Origin of the sequence: Rothia koreensis (genome assembly GCF_004136575.1) — a bacterium.
Lineage (GTDB): Bacteria > Actinomycetota > Actinomycetes > Actinomycetales > Micrococcaceae > Rothia > Rothia koreensis.
The window spans coordinates 23,093-47,915 of record NZ_NOIQ01000005.1; the positions used below are offsets into that span (position 1 = coordinate 23,093).

Below are 24,823 nucleotides of genomic sequence, written 5' to 3' on the forward strand. Positions count from 1 at the left end.
TGCCCCTCGGTGAGAACGTTCGTCAAACCCTACAAACGTCCAATATATTGGAGACATGAACTTCGACGTCGAGCATCCCGGCACGCCCGATGCCCCCGAGGAATCGGAGGCACAGAAACTCCGGATGGCACAGGCCCTGCAGAGGGAACGCGCCCGCCATGGGCTCAGCTTGAGCGAGGCGGCGAAAAGAGCCGGAGTCAGCAAGTCGACCCTCTCCCAGCTCGAGGCGGGAACCGGAAACCCGAGCGTAGAGACCATGTGGGCGCTCGCGACGTCGTACGGCGTGCAGCTTGCCCAGCTCCTCGACCCGCCAAGGGGCCGCATCTCCCTGGTCAGGCTCGAAAACCTGCCCCAGTTGCCTTCGTCCAACGCGAGCTATTCCGCGGCGCTCTTGTCCGCCGGGCAGACCGGCCAGCGGCGCGACGTCTACTTGATCAGCGCCGAACCCGGCCGTGCCCGGGAGTCGAACCCCCATCAGACGGGAACGGTCGAGCACATCGTCCTTGCCTCCGGGAAAGCCCGCGCCGTGTGCGACGGCGAGGAGGCCATTCTGGAGCCGGGAGATTTTCTGACCTTCGCGGGCGACCTCGAGCACAGCTTCGAGGCGCTCGAACCGGGCACGCGCGCCGTCTACGTCATCGACAGCTGATCCGCGGCTCGGCGGTCACTCGGGGTGTTGCTCACCCCGTGTTTCGACGAACTGATTGCCGTCCCAGTGGTGATCTTTCGATATACCGTCTTCGTCAAAGGTCAGCGTGGGCTCGCCCGAAGGGTCGATTTTCAACGAAGCGTTCTCGAACGCGTTGGGCTCGCTCGGCAACGACTCGTAGGAGTTGTAGCCCTGATCCGTGGGCGTCAGCACGGTGACGCCGCCGTTGTAGCTGAGGTACACGTTCCCGTACTTGTCGACGTTGGAATTGTTCTCGAGGTTCCACGTGTCCAGATTGGGTTCTCCCACCGGCCTCGTACCGAACCAGAGAAGCTGCCGGTCGGTGTCCTCCACGTATCCCACGGATTTGCCCTTCTGGTACAGGGCATAGGCCGCGCTCCCCCGCGGGGATTCCTGGTCGTCGGACTGCTTCTTCCAGTAGGGCACGACCGTCATGCCGCCGTACACGGGGTGATCGACCTCGATGCTTCCGCCCTTGACGCATTCGTCGGCACAAGGATCATCGATTGTCTCGAGCTTTTTGGGCTTCCCCGACGAATCCTTCTCGGAGTTGTCCGACGGGGACGAGGAGTCCCCCGCGGGTTCGGACGACGACGCACTCGACTCCGCGGGAAGGCTCGCAACGCTCGAGTCACTGGTCGCGTCGGTGCATCCTGCCGTGGCCCATGCCGACAACGCCAGGATGAGCAGACACGCCCCGGTTCTGTTGTATTTCGTCGACACCACCGTTCCACATCCTCCACCGCTTGACCGGCAAGCCGGAATGCTTTTACTAAGAATTTCAACGACGGGGTGCCAAGTCAACGCTTCGACCCGAGACGACGGGGGTTCGACGGAATATGACCCGGGCGGGTGCGGCCTCAGTAACCGAGGCGGGCGTTCTCCAGCACGGGTATCGCGGTGCGAGCCTTTTCGACCACGTCGAGATCCAGCTCCACAACGCGCATTTCCTCGTCCTCACCGAATGAGGCGATCGTCTGGCCGAACGGATCCGAGACGATGCTGTGTCCCACCCCGGTCGGGGCCTTGGGGCTGACCTGCACGCCCGAGACCTGGGGGTCCGCCTGGTCCACGGCCACAACGATGTTATTGCTGTCCAGGGCACGGGCGCGTGCCAGGGTCTCCCACTGTTCGACCTTTCCCGGGCCCGCACCCCAGGAGGCGGCGACCAGGCAAACCTGTGCGCCCTTGCGCGACATTTCGGCGAACAGCTTGGGGAATCGGATATCGTAACACAGCGCGAGCCCCACCGGAACGCCGTCGACGTTGATCACGAGGGGGTCGTTGCCCGGAGCGACGTCATCGGATTCCTTGAACCCGAAGGCGTCGTACAGGTGGATCTTCGCGTAATCGAGTCGCTCTCCCGAGGGGGTGTAGGCGGCCAGGACATTGCGCACCTTGCCGTCGTCGGCAGGCGCGAATTCGCCCGTGACCACGGTGATCTCCTGCTCCGCCGCGAGCCACTGCATCTCTGTCTTCCACGTCTCGGCGTGTTGCACGGCGACGTCGTACAGCCGGCTCCCGAAGGCCGCCATGGTTGCCTCCGGGAAAACCACGACGCCGGCCCCTTCTTCGGAAGCTCGGCGGACGCCGTCCTGAACCTTCCGAAGGTTCTCCGGGACGTTCTCGGTGCTGTTGATCTGCGCTACGGCGATCTTCATGGGTCTCCTTAGGGCTGGTTTCTCAGCACGAGCTTACGGTCATGCTCGCCGGCCCGCATCCATGACGACGCGAAAATTTTCATTCGGCGCCTTCGGGCTCGCCGCGGCACAGGGTCGCATCAGTCCACGAGCGTTCGCAGCACGTGGGCCGCGCCGTCGTCGTAGACCGAGGTCGTGACCTCAGAGGCAGCCTGTACGACCTCGTCCGGGGCCTGCCCCATCGCGATGCCGCGGGCGGCCCATTCGAGCATCTCGATGTCGTTGCGTCCATCGCCCATCGCGATCGTGTGCGCCGGATCCACTCCGAGACGCTTGCGGATCTGTTCGAGCGCCGACGCCTTCGAGACGCCGTGGGCCGCAATGTCCAGCCAGGGGGTCCAGCCGACCGAGTAGGTCACTCCGTGCAGGCCGACCTCGTCGATGATGCGGGCGAACGAGTCGATGTCCGTTTCGGTCGAGAACACGACCACGCGAACGGCCTCCATGTCGAGCAGGTCCTCCAGGGAGACCGTCTGCGCCTCCATGCCGAAGCTGCGGTCCTGGAAGTGGGCGGTCGAGAAGAAGGATCCGTCGGCGGCCTCGAGGGCAAATTTTGCGTCCGGCAACTTCTCACCCAGCGCCGCGAGCGCCTTCGCGGGCTTGAAGGTCACGGCGTCGACGATCTCGTACCCACTCGGGTACCGCGGATCGATCTCCAGGGTGACGCCGCCGTTGGAGCTGACCGCGTACCCGGTGCCCATGCCGGCGAGCTCCACGATCGGCAATGTGGCGCCCTTCGAGCGACCGGTCGAGACGACGACGTGGTGCCCTTCCTTCGCCACGGCGCGTACCGCGTGCTTGACGTCTTCCGTCATGTGGCCGTCGTGGTCGACGAGGGTGCCGTCCACGTCGAGGGCCACCAAATACTTCACCCCTGCTTCTTTGTGCCAGCGCTCCTGCACCGGCGGGCGAACTGTTTCTTGAGTCATCAATTCCATGCTTTCATCTGATCCACCCGGTATAACGGGTGCGTGCCGATTCAGCGAATCCGCGATGAATCGGCGGTTAAAGTGTTCTGTCCAAAATACGCGTCGCCGCCCGGCCGTACGCGGACCCGGTTCCTCATGGAACCCGTGGTCCGGACGAGCGGGCGGCGTGCCGGCACCATTCCTACTTCTGGGTGACCGCGGGAATCACGTCCATCCCACCCATGTAGGGGCGCAACGCCTCCGGGACCCGAACCGATCCGTCCTGCAGCTGGTGCGTTTCGAGAATCGCAACCAGCCACCGGGTGGTTGCCAGCGTCCCGTTGAGGGTCGCCACCGTGCGGGTGCCGCCCTTCTTGGTCTTTCCGTTGGGCCCGACGACGTCGGGCTTGCGCTCACGGATGTTGAGCCGCCTGGCCTGAAAAGTGGTGCAGTTCGAGGTCGAGGTCAGTTCTCGGTAGGTTCCCTGGGTCGGGATCCAGGCCTCGCAGTCGAATTTGCGGGCGGCCGAGGAACCGAGATCACCCGCGGCGGTATCGATCACGCGGTAGGAGAGGCCGCATTTGGTCAGCATCTCCTCTTCCCATGCCAACATCTTCTCGTGCATCGCCTCGGCTTCTTCCACCGGGCAGTACACGAACATTTCCGCTTTGTTGAACTGGTGGACGCGGATGATGCCGCGGGTGTCCTTGCCGGCGGAGCCGGCCTCTCTCCTGTAACACGTGGACCAGCCCAGATATTTCCGGGGGCCCGACTCGAAGTCGATAATCTCGTCCGCGTGGTACCCCGCAATGGCCACCTCGGAGGTTCCCACGAGGTACAGGTCGTCTCGTTCCAGGCGGTAGATTTCGTCGTCGTGCTTGACGTTGAAACCGGTTCCGGCCATGGTTTCGGGGCGAACCAGGGTCGGTGTGGTGAGCATCATGAAACCGGCCTTGGTCGCCTGGTCGAGGGCCATCCACAGCAGCGCCTGTTCGAGCCTCGCGACCGCGCCCTTCAGGAAATAGAACCGTGCCCCGGAGACCTTGGCACCGCGGGCCATGTCGATGCCATCGAGCAGCTCCCCGATCTCGAGGTGGTCACGCGGTTCGAACCCCTCGGAGGCGAAGTCCCTGGGCTCCCCCACGGTCTTGATAGTCACGTAGTCCTCTTCGCCGCCCGTCGGAACGCCGTCGATGATGAGGTTCTCCATGCGCGACAGGAGTTCATCCTGTGTCGCCTGGGCTTCGTTCGAGGCATTCTCCGCGGCCTTGACCTTTTGGGCGAGCGTCTTGACCTCGGCCAGGAGGGTTTCCTTCTCCTCTCCCTGCGCCTGAGAGACCTTCTTGCCGAAGGACTTCTGCTCTGCCCGCAGGGATTCGAATTCATTGATCGACTGCCGACGTTGGGCATCGGCCTCGAGGATCTGGTCCACGAGCCCGACGTCGGACTGGCGGGCCCGCTGAGAGGCCCGGAACAGGTCTGGATTTTCGCGAAGAAGATTAATGTCGATCACGACCCCTAACCTACCGCAACGCCGACGAGGTTCCCACGTCGCAGGATCAGCCTGTGGACAACCTCTCGCGGTGGACAACGAGGGATACGCTGGGTCCCATGAACAACTCCGACCTCGTTCCTCCTGCGCCGGAGACTCTGACGGCGCCGACCCTCGATGGCGAGACCGTCCACCTGGAACAACTGCGTCCCGAACACTGCTCCGATCTGCAGGACGCCGTGCGCGACGGCGAACTGTGGAACCTCTGGTACACCCCGGTGCCCCGGCCCGACGGTGTTGCGGCCGAAATACGCCGTCGGCTGGACCTCCAGGAAAAGGGCTCCATGATTCCGTTCGCCGCGCGGCGCCTCTCGGACGGCAAGATCACGGGAGTGACCAGTTATTACGACCTGGACTGGTCAGCTCCGCGGGTGAGCATCGGTCACACCTGGAATGCCGCATCCACGCAACGGACCGGTTTGAACATCGAGTCGAAATTGCTTCTGCTGACCCACGCCTTCGACGTTCTCGAATGCATCAGCGTGCGCTTCGAGACCCACAAATTCAATCGGCAGTCCCGGCGGGCTGTCGAGGACCTCGGGGCCCAGCTGGACGGAATCCTGCGCAATCACCGCCGGATGCCCGATGGCTCCCTGCGCGACACGTGCTCGTATTCGATCGTTCGCGATGAGTGGCCCGCGGTGCGCAATCACCTGAACCACCGGCTCAAACGGTCGCGAGGCCGGTAACCTGGGGACCATGCGACCTTCCGGAAAAGCCCTGGGTGTGGTGGGCTTCCTGAGCCTGGCCGCAGCCGCTGCGGCCAGCGTCGTCACCTCGTGGCGCGGACGCCCTCCCGTACTGACACAACCCGTTCCGTGGCGGCCCCGCCTTGAGCCGGGCGTGCCGCGACAGGTGGGCGTGGTGTACAACCCCGCGAAGTCCCTGGCCCAGTTCTCCTGCGACGCACTGGCCCACGCGACACGCTCGATCGACTGGCCGGAGCCCAGGTTCTACGAGACCACCCCCGAGGACCCCGGCCGCGGAATGACCGAGCAGGCCGTCGAGGACGGGTGCGATTTGGTCATCGCGATGGGCGGCGACGGAACGGTGCGCCAGGTCGCCGGTGTCCTGGAGAACTCGACCGTGGGCATGGGCATCATCCCGTTGGGAACCGGGAACCTGCTGGCACGGAACTTGGAGATGAGCCTCTCCGACCTGCACTCCTGCATCGATACCGCCTTGCACGGCCGACCGCGGCGCATCGACATGATCGGCCTCCAGGCAACACGCACGGACGGAACCCGGGACCACCTGACCTACCTGGTGATGGGCGGCGCCGGTTTCGACGCCCAAATCATGACCGACACCCGAGATGACCTGAAGTCGAAATTCGGGTGGCTCGCCTATGTGGAGGCGGGGTTGCGCAACCTGGTCTCCGTGCGGCATCCCGTGGTCATCCAGATCGACGACCAGGATCCGATTCGACGGAAGATCCGCTCGGTTCTGGTGGCGAACTGCGGTGAAATCACGGCGGGCCTCCACCTCGCGGCGGATTCCACGGCCGACGACGGTCTCCTGGAAGTCATTCTGATGACGCCGAGGAATCTCATCGGTTGGGCCTCGCTGACCAGCCAGGTCATTTCGAGGCGCAGGAACGGTCTGCCCGTGATCGAACACATCCACGGCAAGAAAGTGGTTGTCGATTTCGGAGCCAGTCCCCAGCCGGTCGAGCTGGACGGGGACTTGCTCGGAACCTATGGGCGCCTCGAGGCCGAGGTGAGGCCGGCCGTCCTGGCCGTCAACACGTACCCGGAGAACATCACGCCGTTCCGCAGCCTGGCCAACCTGCGCAGAACCGGCGCCTCGGGCTCACCGCGGTGGCGTTGGGGTCGATTCGTCAGCTGAACGGGACGCGGAAGTGACGGCGGCCTCCTCGGAGCGCTTCTCCATCATGTCCTCGAAATGCCACTTCTCCGAGATGATTCCGGTGATGGTCATGCCCAGACCGACCGCGAGCAGGGGCACCGAACACAGCATCATGATCGGCGAGGCGATCTTCGCGCCGCTGTCGGCGTCCGTGTCCTGCCCCACCACGAGCGCCCAGATGCCGACGCCGTAGGCGCCCACAAAAATACCCAGGATGAGCATAATGACGCCCGCCTGCAACCAACCGGTAACTCGCATGTGGTCTCTCCCTCGTATTCGTCGCCCTTAAGTGTTCAGTATCCGCAAAATCGGGTCAAACGGAGCGTGTCCGCACGGCCCGTCGGACCGGGTCAGAGATTGTCCACCCACTCGTCCGCACGGGAAAAGGCCTCGTCCGAGTGGTGGGTGTCGAGGAGAGGTTCCTTGCCGTCGGCCCGAGGATAGGAGCCGAGGAATTTCACGCCCGGCGAGACCCGGTGCAGCCCACGCAGGGCGTTGCGCATTCTGAGGTTGTCCAAGTGTCCCTCGGCGTCGATCGAGAAGAAGTAGGATCCCAGCGCCTCACCCGTGGGTCGCGACTCAATGCGGGAAAGATTGACCCCTCGGGCGGCGAATTGTTCGAGGAGGCCCATCAGGGCGCCCGCGCTGTCCTCGGGCAGAGGGACCACCACGGTCGTCTTGTCGGCCCCGGTCGGTTCCGGCCGCGGCAACCCGTTGCGGGCCGCGGTCACCAGAACGAAGCGGGTGACCGCGTTGACGTTGTCGCCGATGTCGGTCGCCAGCAGGTTCAGTTCGGGATGCTGCTCGGGAACGATCGGGGAGCACACGGCGGCGTCGTACCCCGGTGCCTCGTTGTCCAGGAAGGCGACCGCGGCCGCGGCCGTTGAGCTGGACGGGAGGTAGTCGACCTCGGGCAGCGCCTCGTCCATCCAGCCGCGGACCTGTGCCCACGCATGGGAATGGGTCGATACCACGCGCACGTCGTCGAGGGTTTTTCCCGGGGCCCCGATGAGGACGAAGCGGATCGGAACCAGGACTTCCCGGACAATCCGCAGGTCGTCGCCTGCCCCGATGGCGTCCAAGGTGGCCGTGACGCCGCCTTCGACAGAATTTTCGATCGGGACCATGGCGGCGTCGACCGAGCGGTCGCGCACCTTGGCCAACGCGGCCGGGACGGAGACCGAGGGGATGCGCTCGGCGTCATCGGCTCCGGGCACAGAAAGCAGTGCGGCCTCGGAGAACGTCCCCTCGGGCCCCAGGTAGGTGTACTTCATCGAATGGATTCTCCGCCTATCGAACCTGCGGGGGCTGACCGTTTTCGGAAACCATGGGCTTTTCCGCATCCTGCCATGCGCCCATGCCACCCACCACGTTGAAGGCGTCGAATCCGTACTGGTTGAGGTAAGCGGTGGCTCGGAGGGAGCGGCCTCCGCTGCGACAGATCACGAAGACGTCCTCGTCCAAGGGGATCTCGCCGTATCGCGCGGGAACCTGGTCCAGGGGAAGGTGCTGGGCCCCGTCGATGTGCCCCTCTTCCCACTCGTAGTCCTCGCGGACGTCGAGGATCTTGGCGCCCTCCGGGATGTCGTCGACTTTCACGTTCGGAACGTTCTCTTCCATGCTTGCTCCTCACCCGAGGCGGAGAACCGCACTCGTCGTTTGCTCTTCGTCCAACTTACCCCGCGACGCCGACGCACCACGAGGGCGCACGCCCCCGTCCCGGATTGGGGGAGAAATCTCGATTGGTCCCAGGATTCGGGACGACACGGGCCCAGTACTTGCCTTTTGCGTCACACTGAGTGTTACCTGTGGTCAAGACAGGCGACATTTCAGATTCGGAGGAACCGGTCATGGAGACGACACCGTGGATGGGAAGAGACGAAGGCCCGGGAGCAATCCACACCCGGTGGCACCACATGGTCTACGCCGGTCGGGTCCAGAAGGAAGACGACCCCAAGGGTCTCGCGATCTTCGGATTCGAGTCCCACGAGGGCACGATCCGGAACCAAGGCCGCCCCGGAGCGGCGAAGGGGCCGTTCCAGATCCGCCACGCCCTGGCCGAACTGGCCTTCCACGGCGGGCAGATCGTCCATGACCGCGGCAACGTGGCCGTGGACGGACACGACATGGAAAAGGCCCAGGCCGACGCCGCGGACAAGTTGGCCGAGATCATTCCCGAGCACAGAATGACGGTCGTTCTCGGCGGTGGTCACGAGACCACCTACGCGGCCTACTCCGGGCTCGCCGCCTCCGGCGAACTGAACGGCGTCAAGAAGTGGGGCATGATCAGCTTCGATTCCCATTTCGCGGTGCGCAACACACCCCAGCCCACCGCGGTCACCGCCGTCCGCCAGGTCATCACGGACGAGAAGAAGGCGGGACGCGACTTCTCGTGCAGCGTCGTCGGCGTCAGCGAAGTCTCCAACACCCGCGCCCAGTTCGAGCACGCGCGCGACCTCGAGCTTTCCTACCTCAAGGACGAGGAGTGCGCCGAATGCCGCATCCAGGACGTGCTCGAATTCGTGGACCGGCAGCTGGCGGACCTGGATCTCGTGTATCTCAGCGTGGACATGGATGTTCTGCCCGGCTATCAGGCGCCGGGAGTCAGTTCGCCGTCGTCCCTCGGTGTGCCCATGATCGTTCTGCTGGAGGCCGTCAAGAGGATCGCCCAGAGCGGCAAGCTGGCGATCATGGACGTCGTCGGGGCCATCCCGGAGTTCGACTTGGATCATCGGACCGCCCGAGCGGCCGCTCGACTGATCGACCAGGCGACGCTGACGGCCTTCGGGCGCCCGGCCGCCGACGCCGCGGACACCCCGGAACATCGCGAGCTGCTGGCCGAGCGCCAGCGCGCGCTCCATTCCCAGGGCTTGTCCTGACGACCCACGGGTCCCGGCCCACCGTGGAGGCCACCGCAGTTCGGGTGGCCTTTCGAGCCGTTTCTCAGCGGTGGCACAGCCGCAAAGAGTTAGGTTTAAGACATGGCTAACCGTGCAGGAACTCCAGCTCGTCCCGAGGATCTCGTTGACCTCGAAGAATTGACCCAGGCGTACTACTCCGTGGTCCCCGACTCGGCCGATCCGGGTCAGCGTGTCGCCTTCGGCACCTCGGGACACCGAGGAAGCGCGCTCAAGGGATCCTTCAATGAGGCACATATTGCCTCGATCACCCAGGCAATCGTCGAGTATCGATCCGCTCAGGGCTACAAGGGCCCGATCTACATGGGACGCGACACCCACGCCTTGTCCGGCCCCGCCCAGGACACGGCGCTCGAGGTCCTGGCAGGCAATGGGGTCAGAGTTCTGGTCGACTCCAACGACGGCTACGTGCCCACACCGTCCCTGTCCCACGCGATTCTGACTCACAATGCCGATCCCTCGGCAGAACGTGCGGACGGCATCGTGATCACTCCGAGCCACAATCCCCCGACGGACGGTGGCTTCAAGTACAACCCTCCCCACGGGGGTCCCGCCGGTTCGGACGCCACGAGCTGGATCGCCGATCGCGCCAATGACTTGCTCGAGAACGGCCTGAAGGAGGTGCGACGCGTACCTCTCGCACGCGCCAAGGCCGCGGACACGACCGGTCGCTTCGACTTCATGGCCTCCTACGTCTCTGCGCTTCCCGAGATCATCGACCTGGACGCGATCCGCGATTCCGGGTTGCGCATCGGGGCCGACCCGATGGGCTCCGCGGCCGTCGAATACTGGATCACGATCTCCGAGCGCTTCGGCCTCAACATGAGCGTCGTGAACCCGGAGGTCGACCCCCGCTGGGCCTTCATGACCCTGGACTGGGACGAGAAGATCCGCATGGATTGCTCCTCCCCCGACGCGATGGCGTCACTCGTCGCATCCCGTGACGAGTTCGGCATCGCGACCGGGAACGACGCCGACGCGGATCGCCACGGCATCGTGACTCCCGACGCCGGGCTGATGAACCCGAATCATTACCTGGCCGTCGCGATCGACTACCTGTATCGCCATCGTCCGGAATGGTCCGGCAACGCAGGGGTCGGAAAAACGCTGGTGTCCTCCCGCATCATCGACAAGGTCGCCGAGTCCCTGGGCCGGCCGTTGGTCGAGGTGCCCGTGGGCTTCAAGTACTTCGTCGAGGGACTCATCGACGGTTCGCTCGGCTTCGGCGGCGAGGAATCGGCGGGGGCTTCCTTCCTCCGCAAGGACGGCTCGGTGTGGACCACGGACAAGGACGGCATCATTCTGGCCCTGCTCGCGGCCGAAATGACCGCGGTCACCGGCAAGACTCCCTCTCAGCGTTACGCGGAGCTGACCGCGGAATTCGGTGCGCCGAGTTATGCGCGCATCGACGCCCCCGCGGACCGGGAGCAGAAGGCTCGACTCAAGAAGTTGTCCGCGGCCGATGTGACGGCCACCGAACTCGCCGGTCAGCCCATCACCGCGAAACTCACGGAGGCCCCGGGCAACGGTGAACCGATCGGCGGCCTGAAGGTCGTCACGGATGACGCCTGGTTCGCGGCCCGCCCCTCCGGAACCGAGGACGTCTACAAGATCTACGCGGAATCCTTCCGGGGCGACGAACATCTGGCCGAGGTCCAGAAGGAGGCCAAGGCGCTCGTCGACGACGCCCTGTCCTGACCCGCGGGCCACGACACGCCCGGGGCCGGCCCGGTCGACGAGGCCCCCGCTCATTCTCCGCCTCAGGGCCCCGGCATCCGCGAGATGCCGGGGCCCTGAGGTCTTTTTGGCCTCCGGCTCAATATCATATAAATCGAGGCAGAAAAACCTCATGACACAACTATTGGCAGAGTCTGAGTTTAGGAGAAAACAATGAAGGCTCTTGTTTACCACGGTCCCCAGTCCAAGGCGTGGGAAGAGGTCCCCAACCCGAGCATCGTCGATCCCACCGACGTGATCGCCCGGGTGGACACGACCACGATCTGCGGCACCGACCTGCACATCCTGAAGGGCGACGTCCCGGCGGTCACCGACGGCAGGATCCTGGGACACGAGGCCGTGGGAACCGTGACCGAGGTGGGGTCCGCGGTCACCGATCTCGAACCAGGTGACCGCATCATCATTCCGGCCGTCACGAACTGCGGCAAGTGCTCCTACTGCAAGGTCAACCAGCCATCGCATTGCCAGACCCTCGGAGGCATCGGCTGGGTCTTCGGCCACCTCATCGACGGCACGCAGGCCGAATACGTGCGAGTGCCTTTCGCAGAGACGTCGGTGCATCGCGTTCCCGAGGGGCTCGACGACGAAGACGTCCTGTTCCTGACGGACGCGCTGCCGACCGGATTCGAGATCGGCGTCCTGAACGGCCGCACCCAACCGGGTGACACCGTCGCGGTCGTCGGCGCGGGCCCGGTGGGTCTCGGCGCGGTCATGACCTCGGGTCTGTGCGGTGCTGGACGCGTGGTCGCCGTCGACATGGATCAGAACCGACTCGACCAGGCACTGGAGTTGGGTGCCACGGATGCGGTCAACGCGAGTGACCCGGACGCCATCGATCAGATCAAGGCTCTGTCCCGGGACGGTCTCGGCGTCGACGTCGCGATCGAGGCGGTGGGCATACCGCAGACCTTCCGCACCTGCCTCGACATCGTCCGCCCGTACGGGACCGTGGCCAACGTTGGCGTGCACGGCAAGCCGGTCGACCTGCCGATCCAGGATCTCTGGATCTCCAACGTGACCGTGACCATGGGTCTCGTGGATTGTTCGACCGTCGACAAACTGCTCAGCATGGTCTCCTCGGGCAAGCTCGAGGCGCGGAAGATGGCCACGCACCGTTTCGGCTTCGACCAGTTCGAAGAAGCCTATGACCTGTTCGCGAACGCGGCCGATCACCAAGCAGTCAAGGTAGTGATCTCCCGCTAGGAACGCGGTCGGGAACCGCGGCGCCCACTGCGCCTTTCGCCAGCACGTATGCTCTTCGATGACTGCGCGGAGGTGCGGTGGGCAGCACGCGGCCGGAATCGATCATCTGCCGAAGCAACCGGTTTGCCGCCGACTGGGACAGGCACAGAGCGTCTTGGACCCGCTGGCTCGTGACCGGGTCGCGCCCGCGGGCCAAGAGGTCGATCAGTTGCTGCTCCCGGGAATCCGACGCCTTGGTCGCCCCGGAGACGTCCACGTACTCCTCCGATCGTGGTGGTGCATCGGGGACGGACGGTGCGGGGGCCAGCCGCAAGATCACGGTGACCGACGTCGGCGTGACCCTGAATTCCGGCGCCGGCTTGCCCGCCCTCTGCATCGCATAAGCCATGCGGGCGATGCCCGACCCACGGTTTTCGCAGACCGATGCCCCGGTCCGGGGCATCTCGACTTCCTCGAGCAACTTCGCCAACGCCGCGTTGCGCGACGACGACGTGAAGACCCGCCCCAGTTCCTCGACACGCACTCCCCCGTACAAACCGCCCGGGTTCCGTATTTCGAGCCGGTCCGAGTACAACTCCATCTGCACCTGAATGCCGCGCGCGTACGGGCTGTAGTCCCGGTGCATCAGGGCATTGGTCATGGCCTCGCGCACGGCGACGTCCGGATAGTCGTACACGTCCCGGCGACCTTCGGCGGAAATGATGGCCGCGCGATTGGAATTTCGACGCACGGCATCCACGGACGCGTTGATCAACGAGGGGATAGGTCCATTGAAGGACTGGTTGTCCGTGAAGGCGACACCGCCCGCATCCACCTCACCGAGAGAAGTTCCTGGCACCGCCACGAAGGTGACGTTCAGTTGGGGGTAGAACTCCTGGGGATAGACGCCCAGCGCGAGGAGCCCGGCGAGGGTCGGTCGGGCCCTTCGGGCGGAATCGTGGGTGACGTTCAGTCGCTTGAGGGCTATGCGGGGTTCGACGCCGCTGAATGCCGCCGGCGTTCTGGCCCGGGCCTTGGCCAGCAGGTTGTCGACCGCCTGGGTGTGGAGTATGTCCTGGTTTCCGTTCTCGACCGGTTCCCGGTCGTATCCCGGTTGGATTCGGTTGTCCCTGAGCTGGCTGACCTCGTACTCGGAGAGCTTGTGGTCGCCTTCTCCAATACGTATGTACGAACCGCCATATGCGCCTTTGGCCGCGACGAAACAGGGTTTGTCGAAGTAGGGCAGCTCCTCGACGTCGGCGCGGACGACCCTGACCCCCTCGAATTCCTCGACCGACAATTCGACGGAGGGGTGCGGGGTGAGCTTGGACCGGACGGCATTGGACACGGCGTCGTGGACCCGCTGAGCATCAAAACCCTTGACGGGCCGGAACGTCTTGTCGGTCAGGCCGAAGAGGATGGTTCCACCGGTCCCGTTGGCGAAGGCGCTCATGGTTTCCAAAGCCGATTTCGGGAAGCCGTGCAGACCCGACTTGACCTCGACCTCGGTCGATTCCGAACCCGAGGCCCGGAGCTCCTTGACGAGTTGCCTGGTACCTCTCATAGTCATGATGCTAATCACATAGTCGCTCATCGTCATCCAAAATTTTGGTGACCATGAGGCGACATGGCCGCGAGAGAGGCATGAATCGCCGCCGAGACTGGGCCTGACCAGGGGGTCCGCACCCCGCTCATACCACACCCGATTATGCGCCGCTTCACACTTTGGGGTTAGAGTTGCGGACGGCAAACTTAAACATCCAACAAATGAACGGTGCTACCCGATGTCCAGTCACATCGCTGAAGGCACAGAAGCAGACCCTCGGAACCCGAGCGGAAAAACCTTCTTCGGCCACCCGCGAATGCTCGCCAATCTCTTCTCCGTGGAGATGTGGGAGCGCTTCTCCTTCTACGGGATGCAAGGCATTCTCGTCTATTACCTGTACTACTCGGCCGCCGAGGGCGGCCTCGGCCTCGACAAGGCCGCGGCCACCGGCATCATCGGCGCCTACGGCGGCATGGTCTATCTCATGGCCATCCTCGGCGGATACCTGGGCGACCGGGTCTTCGGCCCGGAACGGACGCTGTTCTATTCCGCGGTCGCGATCATGTTCGGCCACCTGGCCCTGTCCCTGATCCCCAACTTCGCCGGCGTGATCATTGGACTGATCCTGATCGCGGTGGGTTCCGGCTGCCTCAAGACCAACGCGTCGGTTCTGGTGGCCTCTCTCTATGACGTCAAGGACATGCGACGGGAGGCCGGCTTCACGGTCTTCTACATGGGCGTCAACATCGGCGCCCTCGTGGGGCCGCTGTTCACCAATACCGGTTGGGGCATTTTCGGTTTCCACTTCGGATTCCTGCTCGCCGCGATCGGCATGGCGCTGGGCCTCCTGCAGTATGCGTTGACCCGCAAGAACCTGCCCGAGAGCGTCCACTACGTCAACAACCCGGCGAATGGACGACAGAAGGGCATGTTCGTCGGCGGCCTCGTCGTGGCCGTCGTGATCGTTCTGATCCTGTGCATGCTCGGACTCATTACGCCTGGCAATATCTCCAACTGGGTGATCGGTCTGACCCTGGCCGGCGCGATCGTGCTGGGCTACATCCTGATCGGCAGCAAGAAGACCGACGAGACCGAGCACTCCCGGGTCATGGCCTTCATCCCGCTGTGGATCGGCAACGCCGTGTTCTGGTCCCTGTACCAGCAGCAGTTCACCGTCATGGCCGTGTACTCGGACAGCCGCCTCGACTGGCACCTGTTCGGGCTCGAATTCAAGCCGGGTCTGTTCCAGTCGATCAACCCCGTCTTCATCATCCTGTTGGGGACCGTCTTCGCGACCATGTGGACCAAGCTGGGGAACCGCCAGCCGTCCACGGTCACGAAGTTCTCGCTGGGCATGGTCGGCGTCGGCATCGCATTCCTGATCTTCCTGCTCCCGGCGGGTCACCACATCGTGAGCCTCTGGTGGCTCGTGCTGATCCTGTTCGTGTGCACGATCTCCGAACTCACGCTCTCACCGACAGGCACATCCGCGACCACGCGCTTCGCCCCCGAAGCACACAAGGCGCAGATGATGGCGTGGTACTGGACATCGGTCGCGATGGGCACGGCGATGTCGGGCTGGCTCGCACAGTTCTACTCCGAGCCGAACGAGGTCCCGTACTTCCTCACGATGGGTCTGATCAGCGTCGTCGCCGGCGTGATCCTGTGGTTCTTCCGCAAGCCGATCCTCACGATGATGCGCGGGCTCAAGTAGGGCCGACTGCCTCACACGACGAGGGCGGGATTCCCGACGGGGAGTCCCGCCCTCGGTGTATCCGGTCGGCCGCGTCGTCGTCCGACGACGCCGAGACGAACCCCTGACATGTGGACAACGCGTTGAGCGGGTCCGCGAGTCCGTAGAATCGTTCGTGCACCATTGGCCCGAATCGCATCCCGGTGCCCCGGCCATCGACCCATGAAACGACTCAGGAGTACGCGTGAGCGCTGCACCCTCATCCGATTCGACGTTCCAGAAGCTGGGCCTGAAGTGGTCGCTCCACGGGGACGGGAAACATGTCGCCCCGGGGCAGGTCGTCGCTCCCCAGGAGAGGCTCGCGTGGGGGCGCACCATCAGCATCGGAGCCCAGCACGTGGTCGCCATGTTCGGGGCCACGTTCCTGGTTCCGCTGCTCACGGGTTTCCCTCCGGCCACCACGCTGTTCTTCTCCGGCGTCGGAACGCTCCTGTTCCTCCTCCTCACGGCGGGACGGGTCCCCTCCTACCTGGGATCCTCCTTCGCATTCATCGCACCGATCGGCGCGGCCATGAACCAGTACGGCCCCGGCGGCGCTCTCGGGGGCGTCGTCATGTCCGGGCTGACCCTCTTCGTCATCGGTCTCGTCGTCCAGGTTGCCGGGACGGCCTGGCTCCAGGCGCTGATGCCTCCCCTGGTCACGGGGTCGATCGTGGCCCTGATCGGCTTCAACCTGGCGCCGTCAGCCAAGGACAGCTTCATGAAGGCGCCCGTGACCGCGCTCGTGACCCTGTCCTCGATCGTTCTGATCTCAGTTCTGTTCCGTGGGATCCTCGGCCGGCTGTCGATCCTGTTGGGCGTGGTCATCGGGTACATCACCGCGGTATGCCGGGGTGAGGTCGACTTCGGGTCGATCAGTGAGGCGTGGGAGACCGAGGGTCTCTTCGGCCTTCCGCACTTCCACGCCCCCGAATTCCATCTCGCCCTCGCCGGACTTTTCGTGCCCGTGGTCCTCGTCCTGGTGGCCGAGAACATCGGTCACGTGAAGTCCGTGGCCCTGATGACCGGGACCAACCTGGACCACTATGCGGGACGTGCCATCATGGCCGATGGCCTGGCCACCACGGTCGCTGGAGCCGGCGGAGGTTCCGGGACCACCACCTACGCGGAGAACATCGGCGTCATGGCCGCGACCAAGGTCTATTCGACGGCCGCGTACTGGGTCGCGGCCGTCGTCGCTCTCCTCCTGTCGGTCATGCCGGTCTTCGGTGCCGCGGTGGCGACCGTGCCCGCGGGAGTTCTCGGCGGAGCCGCGACCGTCCTGTACGGCATGATCGGCATGCTCGGCGTACGAATTTGGGTGCAGAACCGCGTCGATTTCTCCAATCAGGTGAACCTGACGACCGCAGCGGTCGCCCTGATCGTGGGCATCGCCGACTACACCTGGGACATCTTCGGTCTCCAATTCGCCGGTATCGCCCTGGGCACGGGGGCCACCCTCGTGGTCTACCACTTGATGACCTTCATCGCGCGCCGACGTCGCTCGGTGGGCCACGACCCTTTGGAACCGGACGCCACGGAACACCCCTCGCCCCTGGGATAGACCTCCGGAACTACTCCCCCAGCACGCTCGCGCGGTGTTCGTCGAAGAACGGCCGATCGGCCGGGTCGGGACGGTCCATACCGTTGAGGAGTCGGTGCCACACGGGATAGTAGGCCGGCAGTTGGGAGGCTTCTGTGATGCGTCGGCGGGCGTCGTCGGGCAACGAAAGATCTGCGGCGTCCAGGTCTTCGATCAAGTGGTCGAATTCGCGTGCCGCAATCGCGATGCCGTCGACCCCCGGGCGGCCCAGGAGCCAGGAAATGACCACCTGGGGCAGACCCCACCCGAGCTCACGGGCCGTCTCGTCGAGAACATCGATCACGCGATAAGCGCGGTCCCAGTCCGTCACGTGGGGCTCGGGCCACCCCGTTCCCTGCCTCGTCGCGGACGAGGTTTCCTCCCCTCGTCGAACCTTCCCGTTGAGCAGGCCCTCGCCCAACGGCGACCAGCCCCAGGTCCCGACCCCGAGGTCCCGCGCCGCGGGCAGGATCTCGTATTCGATCTCGCGCGCCTCCGGCGTGTAGTAGACCTGCTGCTCGACCGGCGGGGTGAGGCCCAGGGCCTTTGCCTCGTAAACCGTTTTGGTCAGTTGCCAACCGGTGTAGTTGGAGACGCCCCAGTACCGGATCTTGCCGGAGGCGATCAGTTCGTTGGCCGTCTCGACCGTTTCGCGAACAGGCGTCTGACCGTCCCACTGGTGGATGTAGAGCAGGTCCAGGTGGTCTGTCCCGAGCCTCGTCAGGCTGTCCTCCACGGCCCGCGTCAGGTGGTAGCGGCTGGCGCCCGAATCGTTCGGGCCGTCACCGACCGGTGACCTGGCCTTGGACGTCAGGATCACGTCATCGCGTCGACCGCCGAGCGCCTTGGCCAGGACCTTTTCGGCGTCACCGGCGCTGTAGATGTTCGCGGTATCAATGAAGTTGACGCCGCGGTCGAAAGCGGCATCCAGTTGTTTCCGCGCTTCCGACGCATCCACACCGGCAATTTTCTCGAAGCCTCCACCCTGGCCATAGGTAATGGTTCCCAGGGCCAGACGAGACACGTACAGACCGGAGTTGCCGAGACGGGTGTATTCCATGGTGTCGCTCCTCACGCATCATTGGGTGACCCCATGGTGTACACGCGCGCAGGGCAATGGCCAGGGTTTGAGGCGAACAGCGAACGAGGAGATCGGCTCCGCTCCGGACCACGCGGAGAATTCAAGGGGTCGACGTGCTCGGGATCGTTGCGCGGCCGGGGGTCGATGGTGACTCATGGGGCCGGTGTGCGGCCGCCGGGTCGGACTCAGAGCCGATCGAGGACGGCGAAGGCCAGGTCAGGTCTGTTGGTCACGATCCCGTCGACGTCGAGTCCGACGAGGCGCTCCATGTCCCGCGGGTCGTCCACGGTCCAGACGTCGACGCGCATGCCGCAGGCGTGGGCGGCCCTGATGAACCTGCGGTCCGCGACCGGGACCCGGAAGGGACCGACCTTGTGCGACATCGGAACCTGCATGGCCTGGAAGGCGGCGATCCACGGCCTCAGGGCTCGGCGGACCACGGGCCACACGCGCACACATGCCTTGACCGGCATAAGGGCGCTGACGAGGCGAAATGCCGCGATGCCGCCGTATCCGGCGCTCGAGGGGACCCCATCCGGGGCATGACGCATCGCGCGACGACGTCGGGACTCGGAGAAGGAAGCAATGAGCACTCGGTCCCACGCCTCGGCCCGGTCGATGACCCGCGGCAGGGCAAGGACCGACGCCTCGTCCTTGATATCGATGTTGAAACACAGGTCGGGGCAGGCCTCGAAGACTGAGGCCATGGTCGGAATCGCTTCCCCGCCGACCATACGAAGGGCGGCCAGATCCGAGGCATCCGTCGTCGCGACGTCGCCCGGTTTCCCGGCAACGCGTTCGATGTCCGGATCGTGGATCGCGACGACGACGCCATCGGACGTCGTGTGAACATCCGTTTCGATCCACCGCGTTCCCACGTCGCCCGCGGCCCGGAAAGCCCGGATCGAGTTCTCGTCCGCGTCCACGGCCAGCCCACGATGGGCAAGGATCCGGACGGCGCGCGCATCCTGCCGTTCAGTCACGCTCGAGCAGCTCCTCGATGACCTGTGCGACGCCGTCTTCCTCGAAGCCGGGACACGTCCGCCCGACGGCCTGGATGACATCTGGCCACCCCGAGGCCATGGCATAACCGTGGCCGGCCCATTGGAGCATCGTGGTGTCATTCGGCATGTCACCGAAGGCCAGAACCTCCTCCGGGCCGATGCCTTCTGCGGCACACCAACGCGACAGGGTCCGCCCCTTGGAGAGTCCCGGTTGCCCGATTTCCGCGAGCGGCATATTTGCCACCGCGTGCGTGACGGAGACCTTGTCCTCGGCCGCTTCGCGCACGACGTCGTAGAGGGCGCGAGGGTCCATGGAGTCGTCCCGGACCAGGAACTTGATGATGCGAGACTTCTCCGACAGGAGGTCGGGCAGGTCGCCGATGGTTCGTTTCCCGGTTTCGAGCAGATTCGTCTGCGGCCATCCGGGCTCCGAGACCACCCCTTCAAGGGTCTCGGTCGAATAGTGCGCATGGGGCAGAAACCGACGGAGTTCCGAGTGCAGGTCGAGGATCACGTCCGTGGGCACCGTCTCGGCCTGGACGACCTCTTCCCGCGCGACGTCGTAGACCACGGCCCCGTTCGAACAGATCGCGACGGAGTCGTATTCGAGTTGCTCCCGGACAGGGTCGAGCCAACGGTGCGGCCGCCCGGTGACGTAGACGATCTCCACGCCGGCGGCCCGGGCGGCACGCAACGCATCGAGCGTGCGATCGCGAAACTTGAAGTCCGGGCCGAGGACGGTCCCGTCCAAGTCGGTCGCGATCAATTTGATCACGCGGTGACCTCGTAGGTCCCGGTCAGGAACGCCCGTCCGATTCCGTGGAAGAACAGGTTGAAGTTCACGACGGCGGGGCTGGCGCTCTCATCGACATCGAGCTTCTCGGTGTCCACCGCAGTCACGCAGAAGATGTACCGGTGTGCGCCGTGACCGGGAGGCGGCGCGGCCCCGGTGAATTCGCGATTGCCGCCGTCGTTGAGGTGTTTGACGGCACCGTCGATCGCTCGCGAAGCCCAACCGTTCGGCAGCTCCGTGACGTCCGCGGGAATGTTGGACACGCACAGATGCCAGAAGCCGGAGGGGGTGGGAGCATCGGGGTCGAAGCAGGTGACCACGTAGCTCTTGGTCCCTTCCGGGGCTCCCGACCATGAAAGATGGGGAGCGATGTCCTTGCCGCCTTCGATACCCATGGCGCCTGAGGCCTGGTCGAGCGCCAGAGGCTGGTTTTCTGCCACGTCATCAGAGGTCAGCGTGAATTCGGGCAGTTGCGGCAGACCGGCGTACGGTTCACGATCCAGCATTCTCGTTCTCCTTCTCTCGCTTCAGATACTCTTCCAGTTCTTCACGGCTCGGCGAGTCGGCGCCTTTCCGGGAAACGGTCACGGCGGCCGCCACGACCGCTCGCCGCAGCAGATCCTGCAAGTCCACGGCCGTCAGCGCATCGAGTCCTTCTCGGCTCCGTGCGCCGCAGATGCCCCGGTCCACCAGGGCCGAGAGGAGGGCGGCCATGAAGGAGTCTCCGGCGCCCACGGTATCCGAGACCTCCACGCGGGGAGGCTGGAGACGAACCCCGTTCCCGCCGGAGCCCCGGCTGATGGCCCACGGGCCCCACTCTCCGCGGGTGACCACCACGAGGCCCACCCCGGCTTCGAGCCAGGCCCGGGCGGATTCCTCGACCGTACGGTGAGGATAGAGCCACAGCAGGTCCTCGTCCGATGCTTTCACGACGTCGGCGGAGGTGACCACGGATTCGGCCCGCTCCCGGGCCTCGGACGAGTCGGGAATGATCGTCGGACGGCAGTTGGGATCGTAGGCGATCAGAGCGTGCGGCGAGGCTTGGCGGACGGCCTCGACAACGGTCGAGGCTCCCGGTTCGAGCATCGCCCCAATCGAGCCGACGTGCAGCAGATCGGTCTCCGCCAGGAGCTCGCCCAATCTGTCGCGAGCCGCTTCGAGATTCCAGTCCAGCCGGAAATCGTAGGATGCGGCACCGGTTTCGTCGAGTTCGGACTCGGCGACCGACGTCGGCTCGTCGTCGGGACCGATCGGCAGTTCGACCCCGGAGTCCCGAAGGTGCTCGTCGATGACGTTGCCGTGTTCGTCCCGGCCGTACCTGCCAATGAATCTGGTCCTGTGACCCAGCCGGGACAGCCCCACGGCAACGTTCAGGGGGCTGCCTCCGGGGTGGGTTCTGGGAACCTCCCCGCCCTTCTTCACGATGTCTACGAGTGCCTCGCCGATCACAGTTAGCATGCGCTCAGTCTATCGAGGCCGGAAGCCGAGGGACCATCCTTGTGAAGGGTCGTGGATACCGATCTTCAAATGTGGCACGCGACACGTTGTTTTCCATCCACAAACCCCACATTTCGCAAAAATTGCCCGCCGCGATCATCTACGCTGGAAAATGCTCAGCACGAGCATGCGTTCGAAGATCACGTCCGGGTCAGCGAAGCCCCGGAACGAGAAAGTGAAGGTCTAACCGTGACCAGCCCTGTCACCCCCACCGAATGGTCCCGCCGCGAAGAGCTCGCCGAAGCCATGATCCCGCTGATCGGTCGGTTGCACCGCGAGAACCGCGTGGTCGTGAACATTCACGGCCGCAGCCTGCTCAACCAGTCGGTCACAGACATCATCAAGGCCCACCGCTGGGCCAGGCAGATCGATACGGTCGAACTCAGCCTCGAGGAGACGTACCCGCTGGTCGAGGCGCTGGACGAACTCGAACTGGGCCCGGCCTCCGTGGATCTGGCCAGGCTCAACAAGTTGCACAAGACCCAAGGCAATGACTCCGAAGTCAAAGGATGGTTGCGCGACCAGCTCGCCGACGTCGTCGGCCTCCAGGGCCAGGAGGAACGCAAGAGCCAGGACATCGTGCTCTACGGTTTCGGCCGAATCGGCCGGCTCCTGGCTCGCATCCTGATCGAGCGCGGCCTCGGGTCGGGACTGAATCTGCGTGCCGTCGTCGTGCGCAAGAACGGCGAAGAGGACCTGTTCAAGAGGGCATCCCTGCTGCGTCGCGACTCGGTCCACGGAGCATTCCGCGGAACCATCCAGGTGGACCCCGAAACCAACGTCGTGACCGCCAACGGCGTGCCGATCCAGTTCATCTACTCCTCGGACCCGGCCACCGTGGACTACACCGAGTACGGCATCGACAACGCCCTGATCATCGACAACACGGGCCGCTGGCGGGACGAAGAGGGGCTGTCCCAGCATCTCCGGGCCAAGGGCGCGGCGAAGGTTCTCCTGACCGCTCCGGGCAAGGGGGAGCTGAAGAACATCGTCTGCGGGGTCAACCACGACATCATTTCCGACGACGACCGCATCGTCTCCGCCGCCTCGTGCACGACCAACGCGATCACGCCGGTCCTCAAGGTTCTGGACGACGAATACGGCGTCTCGCACGGCCACGTCGAAACCGTGCACTCGTTCACCAACGACCAGAACCTCATCGACAATTTCCACAAGGGAGACCGCCGAGGCCGATCGGCAGCATTGAACATGGTGTTGACCGAGACCGGGGCGGCGAAGGCCGTGGCCAAGGCGCTCCCCCAGCTCAAGGGGAAGCTCACGGGCAACGCCATCCGCGTTCCCACCCCCGACGTGTCGATGGCAATCCTGAATCTGCAACTGGACGAGGCGCCCGATTCGAAGGATTCGCTGAACGCCTACCTGCGTGACATGTCCCTGAACTCGACCCTGCGGAAGCAGATCGATTACACGGACTCGCACGAAGTCGTCTCGACGGACTTCGTCGGATCGCGCAGGGCCGGCATCGTCGACGGTCTGGCAACGATCGTCTCCGGCAACTCCGTGGTCGTCTACGTGTGGTACGACAACGAGTTCGGGTACTCGTGCCAGGTCATTCGCGTGGTCGAGGAGATGGCCGGGGCCCATCCGGCCAGCTTCCCCAAGGAGTAATCGTCACGCCGCACGACGCCGCCCCGGGCCGTCCTGAGTCGCGAGAAGCATGTCGCGGCAGGCAGCTCGGGGCGGCGTCGTGCGTTGCCGGCGCTCAGTCGTTGCGGTAGAAGCCTTCGAGAGCCCGCCCCAGGGCCCAGAGGTCTTCGACGTGGCACATTTCGCGGGCCGAGTGCATCGACAGAAGCCCGAGTCCGACGTCGATGGTCCGTATGCCCAGGCGCGTGGCGGTGATCGGCCCGATCGTCGAGCCGCACGGAACATCGTTGTTGGACACGAATTCCTGATACCCGACACCGGCACTCTCGCATGCTCGCGCCCAGATCGCCGCGCCGACGGCGTCGGTCGCGTACCGCTGGTTCGCATTGATCTTGAGCAAGGGGCCCGCGCCCGGCTTCGGCTGGTTCACGGGGTCGTGATGTCCGGGGTAATTCGGATGCACCAAGTGACCGGCATCCGCCGAAAGGCACACGGAGCCGGCGAGCGCGCGTCGGTATTCGGCCGGCCCTCCGCCGCGTGCGGCCGCGATCCGGACCAGGACGTCGTCGAGGATGGGCCCGGCTGCCCCGGAGCGCGAGGACGACCCGATTTCCTCGTGATCGAAAGCGGCCAGGACCAGGGTCTCGTCCCGTGCTGCTTCGCCGTCGGATGCGCGGACGAGTGCTTCGAGCCCGGCATGGACCGAGGAGAGGTTGTCCAGGCGACCTGATGCCAGGAACTCGTGGTTCTGCCCGAAGAGCCGGCCTTCCTGGGTGTCGGCGAGGACAATCTCGTACCCCGTCACCGACCCCGGATCGATCGTTTCACCGTTCACCTCGTGAGCGGCGAGATACCCCAGGACGTCGCTCGGCGGGTCCCCCGCGCCCCACACGGGCTGAACATGGTTCTGGCGGTCCAATGTGAGGCCTTCATTGGCGGAACGATCGAGGTGAATCGCCAGCTGGGGGATGCGGGCTACCGGCCCTGTCGCGACGAGCTTCTCCTCGATTCGCCCATCATCCGCTCTCACGCTCAGCCGACCGGCAAGGCACAATTCACGATCCAGCCACGAGTTGAGAAGAGCGCCGCCGTATACTTCGACGCCGATCTGGTGCCACCCGAACCGATCGATCGACGATTGCGGCTTGACCTTGAACGTCGGCGAATCGGTGTGTGCCCCCACGATCCTGAAACCCTGGTCAGGCGTCGCCGCGGCCGGGGTGTACCAGGCAACGATGGCTCCGTCCCGGACGACGTACCGTCCGCCCGGGCCACCGTCGAAATCTTCCGTTTCGTGTTGTCGGACGAAGCCTGCAGCCTCCAGTCGCCGGGCCGTCTGACGAACCGCATGGTAGGACGAGGGCGACGCTGCGACGAAGTGTGCGAGATCCTCCGCATTGCCGCGCGGGTCGAGGGGTGCGGTTCCGGGGCCGTGGTCGGTCAT

23 protein-coding genes are annotated in these 24,823 nt (G+C 64.8%); 9 read left to right on the forward strand and 14 right to left on the reverse strand.

Annotated features, from left to right (window positions below):
* The first annotated feature begins 55 nt into the window (after positions 1-55).
* Entirely contained in the window at positions 56-649 is a 594-nt protein-coding gene (locus EWU68_RS06080) for a helix-turn-helix domain-containing protein (protein ID WP_129315232.1), read from the forward strand.
* Positions 650-664: 15 nt separating this feature from the next.
* On the opposite strand, the gene EWU68_RS06085 is transcribed toward EWU68_RS06080, so the two are convergent.
* From EWU68_RS06085 to serS, 4 genes are all read right to left on the reverse strand, one after another.
* A complete protein-coding gene (locus EWU68_RS06085) occupies positions 665-1,396 on the reverse strand; it encodes a hypothetical protein (RefSeq protein WP_129315233.1) in 732 nt (243 codons plus the stop codon).
* A gap of 134 nt (positions 1,397-1,530) precedes the next feature.
* Positions 1,531-2,331: a carbon-nitrogen hydrolase family protein gene (locus EWU68_RS06090; protein WP_129315234.1), complete on the reverse strand. Its 801-nt coding sequence runs from the start codon at positions 2,329-2,331 to the stop codon at positions 1,531-1,533.
* 119 nt (positions 2,332-2,450) lie between these two features.
* Positions 2,451-3,299, reverse strand: coding sequence for an HAD family hydrolase (locus tag EWU68_RS06095; RefSeq protein WP_238692347.1), 849 nt, complete (start codon positions 3,297-3,299; stop codon positions 2,451-2,453).
* A gap of 181 nt (positions 3,300-3,480) precedes the next feature.
* Complete coding sequence (serS, locus tag EWU68_RS06100; RefSeq protein ID WP_129315236.1) at positions 3,481-4,791, reverse strand: serine--tRNA ligase; 1,311 nt, start codon at positions 4,789-4,791, stop codon at positions 3,481-3,483.
* 98 nt (positions 4,792-4,889) lie between these two features.
* On the opposite strand from serS, the gene EWU68_RS06105 reads away from it, so the two are divergent.
* On the forward strand, positions 4,890-5,519 hold the full coding sequence (locus EWU68_RS06105; protein ID WP_129315237.1) for a GNAT family N-acetyltransferase: 630 nt from the start codon (positions 4,890-4,892) through the stop codon (positions 5,517-5,519).
* A 10-nt stretch (positions 5,520-5,529) separates the two neighbouring features.
* A complete protein-coding gene (locus EWU68_RS06110; RefSeq protein WP_129315238.1) occupies positions 5,530-6,678 on the forward strand; it encodes a diacylglycerol/lipid kinase family protein in 1,149 nt (382 codons plus the stop codon).
* Here EWU68_RS06110 and EWU68_RS06115 read toward each other — a convergent pair.
* The 3 genes from EWU68_RS06115 to EWU68_RS06125 all read right to left on the reverse strand — a co-directional run bounded on the left by EWU68_RS06115 (position 6,643) and on the right by EWU68_RS06125 (position 8,319).
* Entirely contained in the window at positions 6,643-6,957 is a 315-nt protein-coding gene (locus EWU68_RS06115; protein WP_129315239.1) for a hypothetical protein, read from the reverse strand. The genes EWU68_RS06110 and EWU68_RS06115 overlap by 36 nt on opposite strands.
* A gap of 92 nt (positions 6,958-7,049) precedes the next feature.
* The gene (pheA, locus tag EWU68_RS06120; RefSeq protein ID WP_129315240.1) at positions 7,050-7,973 is read right to left on the reverse strand and encodes a prephenate dehydratase; all 924 of its coding nucleotides are present in this window, start codon (positions 7,971-7,973) and stop codon (positions 7,050-7,052) included.
* A gap of 16 nt (positions 7,974-7,989) precedes the next feature.
* Positions 7,990-8,319 (reverse strand): rhodanese-like domain-containing protein, encoded by a 330-nt coding sequence (locus EWU68_RS06125; RefSeq protein WP_129315241.1) that lies wholly within the window; start codon positions 8,317-8,319, stop codon positions 7,990-7,992.
* A gap of 230 nt (positions 8,320-8,549) precedes the next feature.
* Here EWU68_RS06125 and hutG point away from each other — a divergent pair, with 230 nt between their 5' ends.
* The 3 genes from hutG to EWU68_RS06140 all read left to right on the forward strand — a co-directional run bounded on the left by hutG (position 8,550) and on the right by EWU68_RS06140 (position 12,557).
* Entirely contained in the window at positions 8,550-9,578 is a 1,029-nt protein-coding gene (gene hutG, locus EWU68_RS06130; RefSeq protein ID WP_129315242.1) for a formimidoylglutamase, read from the forward strand.
* Between the two features lie 102 nt (positions 9,579-9,680).
* Positions 9,681-11,315 carry a phosphoglucomutase (alpha-D-glucose-1,6-bisphosphate-dependent) gene (gene pgm, locus EWU68_RS06135; protein WP_129315243.1) on the forward strand — a complete coding sequence of 545 codons (1,635 nt, stop codon included), beginning with the start codon at positions 9,681-9,683 and terminating at the stop codon, positions 11,313-11,315.
* Positions 11,316-11,507: 192 nt separating this feature from the next.
* A complete protein-coding gene (locus EWU68_RS06140) occupies positions 11,508-12,557 on the forward strand; it encodes a zinc-dependent alcohol dehydrogenase family protein (RefSeq protein ID WP_129315244.1) in 1,050 nt (349 codons plus the stop codon).
* On the opposite strand, the gene EWU68_RS06145 is transcribed toward EWU68_RS06140, so the two are convergent.
* Positions 12,535-14,100, reverse strand: a complete 1,566-nt coding sequence (locus tag EWU68_RS06145; protein WP_162421462.1) for an ATP-binding protein — start codon at positions 14,098-14,100, stop codon at positions 12,535-12,537. The genes EWU68_RS06140 and EWU68_RS06145 overlap by 23 nt on opposite strands.
* Before the next feature lie 220 nt (positions 14,101-14,320).
* Here EWU68_RS06145 and EWU68_RS06150 point away from each other — a divergent pair, with 220 nt between their 5' ends.
* Both EWU68_RS06150 and EWU68_RS06155 read left to right on the forward strand, forming a co-directional pair.
* A complete protein-coding gene (locus tag EWU68_RS06150) occupies positions 14,321-15,796 on the forward strand; it encodes a peptide MFS transporter (protein WP_129315246.1) in 1,476 nt (491 codons plus the stop codon).
* 223 nt (positions 15,797-16,019) lie between these two features.
* The gene (locus tag EWU68_RS06155; protein ID WP_129315247.1) at positions 16,020-17,378 is read left to right on the forward strand and encodes a uracil-xanthine permease family protein; all 1,359 of its coding nucleotides are present in this window, start codon (positions 16,020-16,022) and stop codon (positions 17,376-17,378) included.
* A gap of 10 nt (positions 17,379-17,388) precedes the next feature.
* On the opposite strand, the gene EWU68_RS06160 is transcribed toward EWU68_RS06155, so the two are convergent.
* From EWU68_RS06160 to EWU68_RS06180, 5 genes are all read right to left on the reverse strand, one after another.
* Positions 17,389-18,456 carry an aldo/keto reductase gene (locus EWU68_RS06160; RefSeq protein ID WP_129315248.1) on the reverse strand — a complete coding sequence of 356 codons (1,068 nt, stop codon included), beginning with the start codon at positions 18,454-18,456 and terminating at the stop codon, positions 17,389-17,391.
* A 206-nt stretch (positions 18,457-18,662) separates the two neighbouring features.
* The gene (locus EWU68_RS06165; protein ID WP_162421464.1) at positions 18,663-19,460 is read right to left on the reverse strand and encodes a glycerophosphodiester phosphodiesterase family protein; all 798 of its coding nucleotides are present in this window, start codon (positions 19,458-19,460) and stop codon (positions 18,663-18,665) included.
* Complete coding sequence (locus tag EWU68_RS06170) at positions 19,453-20,256, reverse strand: HAD family hydrolase (protein ID WP_129315250.1); 804 nt, start codon at positions 20,254-20,256, stop codon at positions 19,453-19,455. Before EWU68_RS06170 ends, EWU68_RS06165 begins: the two co-directional genes overlap by 8 nt.
* Positions 20,253-20,780, reverse strand: a complete 528-nt coding sequence (locus EWU68_RS06175) for a YbhB/YbcL family Raf kinase inhibitor-like protein (protein WP_129315251.1) — start codon at positions 20,778-20,780, stop codon at positions 20,253-20,255. The genes EWU68_RS06170 and EWU68_RS06175 overlap by 4 nt, the downstream gene beginning before the upstream one ends.
* Positions 20,767-21,732 carry a carbohydrate kinase family protein gene (locus EWU68_RS06180; RefSeq protein ID WP_129315252.1) on the reverse strand — a complete coding sequence of 322 codons (966 nt, stop codon included), beginning with the start codon at positions 21,730-21,732 and terminating at the stop codon, positions 20,767-20,769. The genes EWU68_RS06175 and EWU68_RS06180 overlap by 14 nt, the downstream gene beginning before the upstream one ends.
* Before the next feature lie 228 nt (positions 21,733-21,960).
* Between EWU68_RS06180 and EWU68_RS06185 the strand changes: the two genes are divergently transcribed.
* Positions 21,961-23,400 (forward strand): glyceraldehyde-3-phosphate dehydrogenase, encoded by a 1,440-nt coding sequence (locus tag EWU68_RS06185; protein WP_274542739.1) that lies wholly within the window; start codon positions 21,961-21,963, stop codon positions 23,398-23,400.
* A 94-nt stretch (positions 23,401-23,494) separates the two neighbouring features.
* Here EWU68_RS06185 and EWU68_RS06190 read toward each other — a convergent pair whose 3' ends face one another.
* Positions 23,495-24,823, reverse strand: coding sequence for a M18 family aminopeptidase (locus EWU68_RS06190; RefSeq protein ID WP_129315253.1), 1,329 nt, complete (start codon positions 24,821-24,823; stop codon positions 23,495-23,497).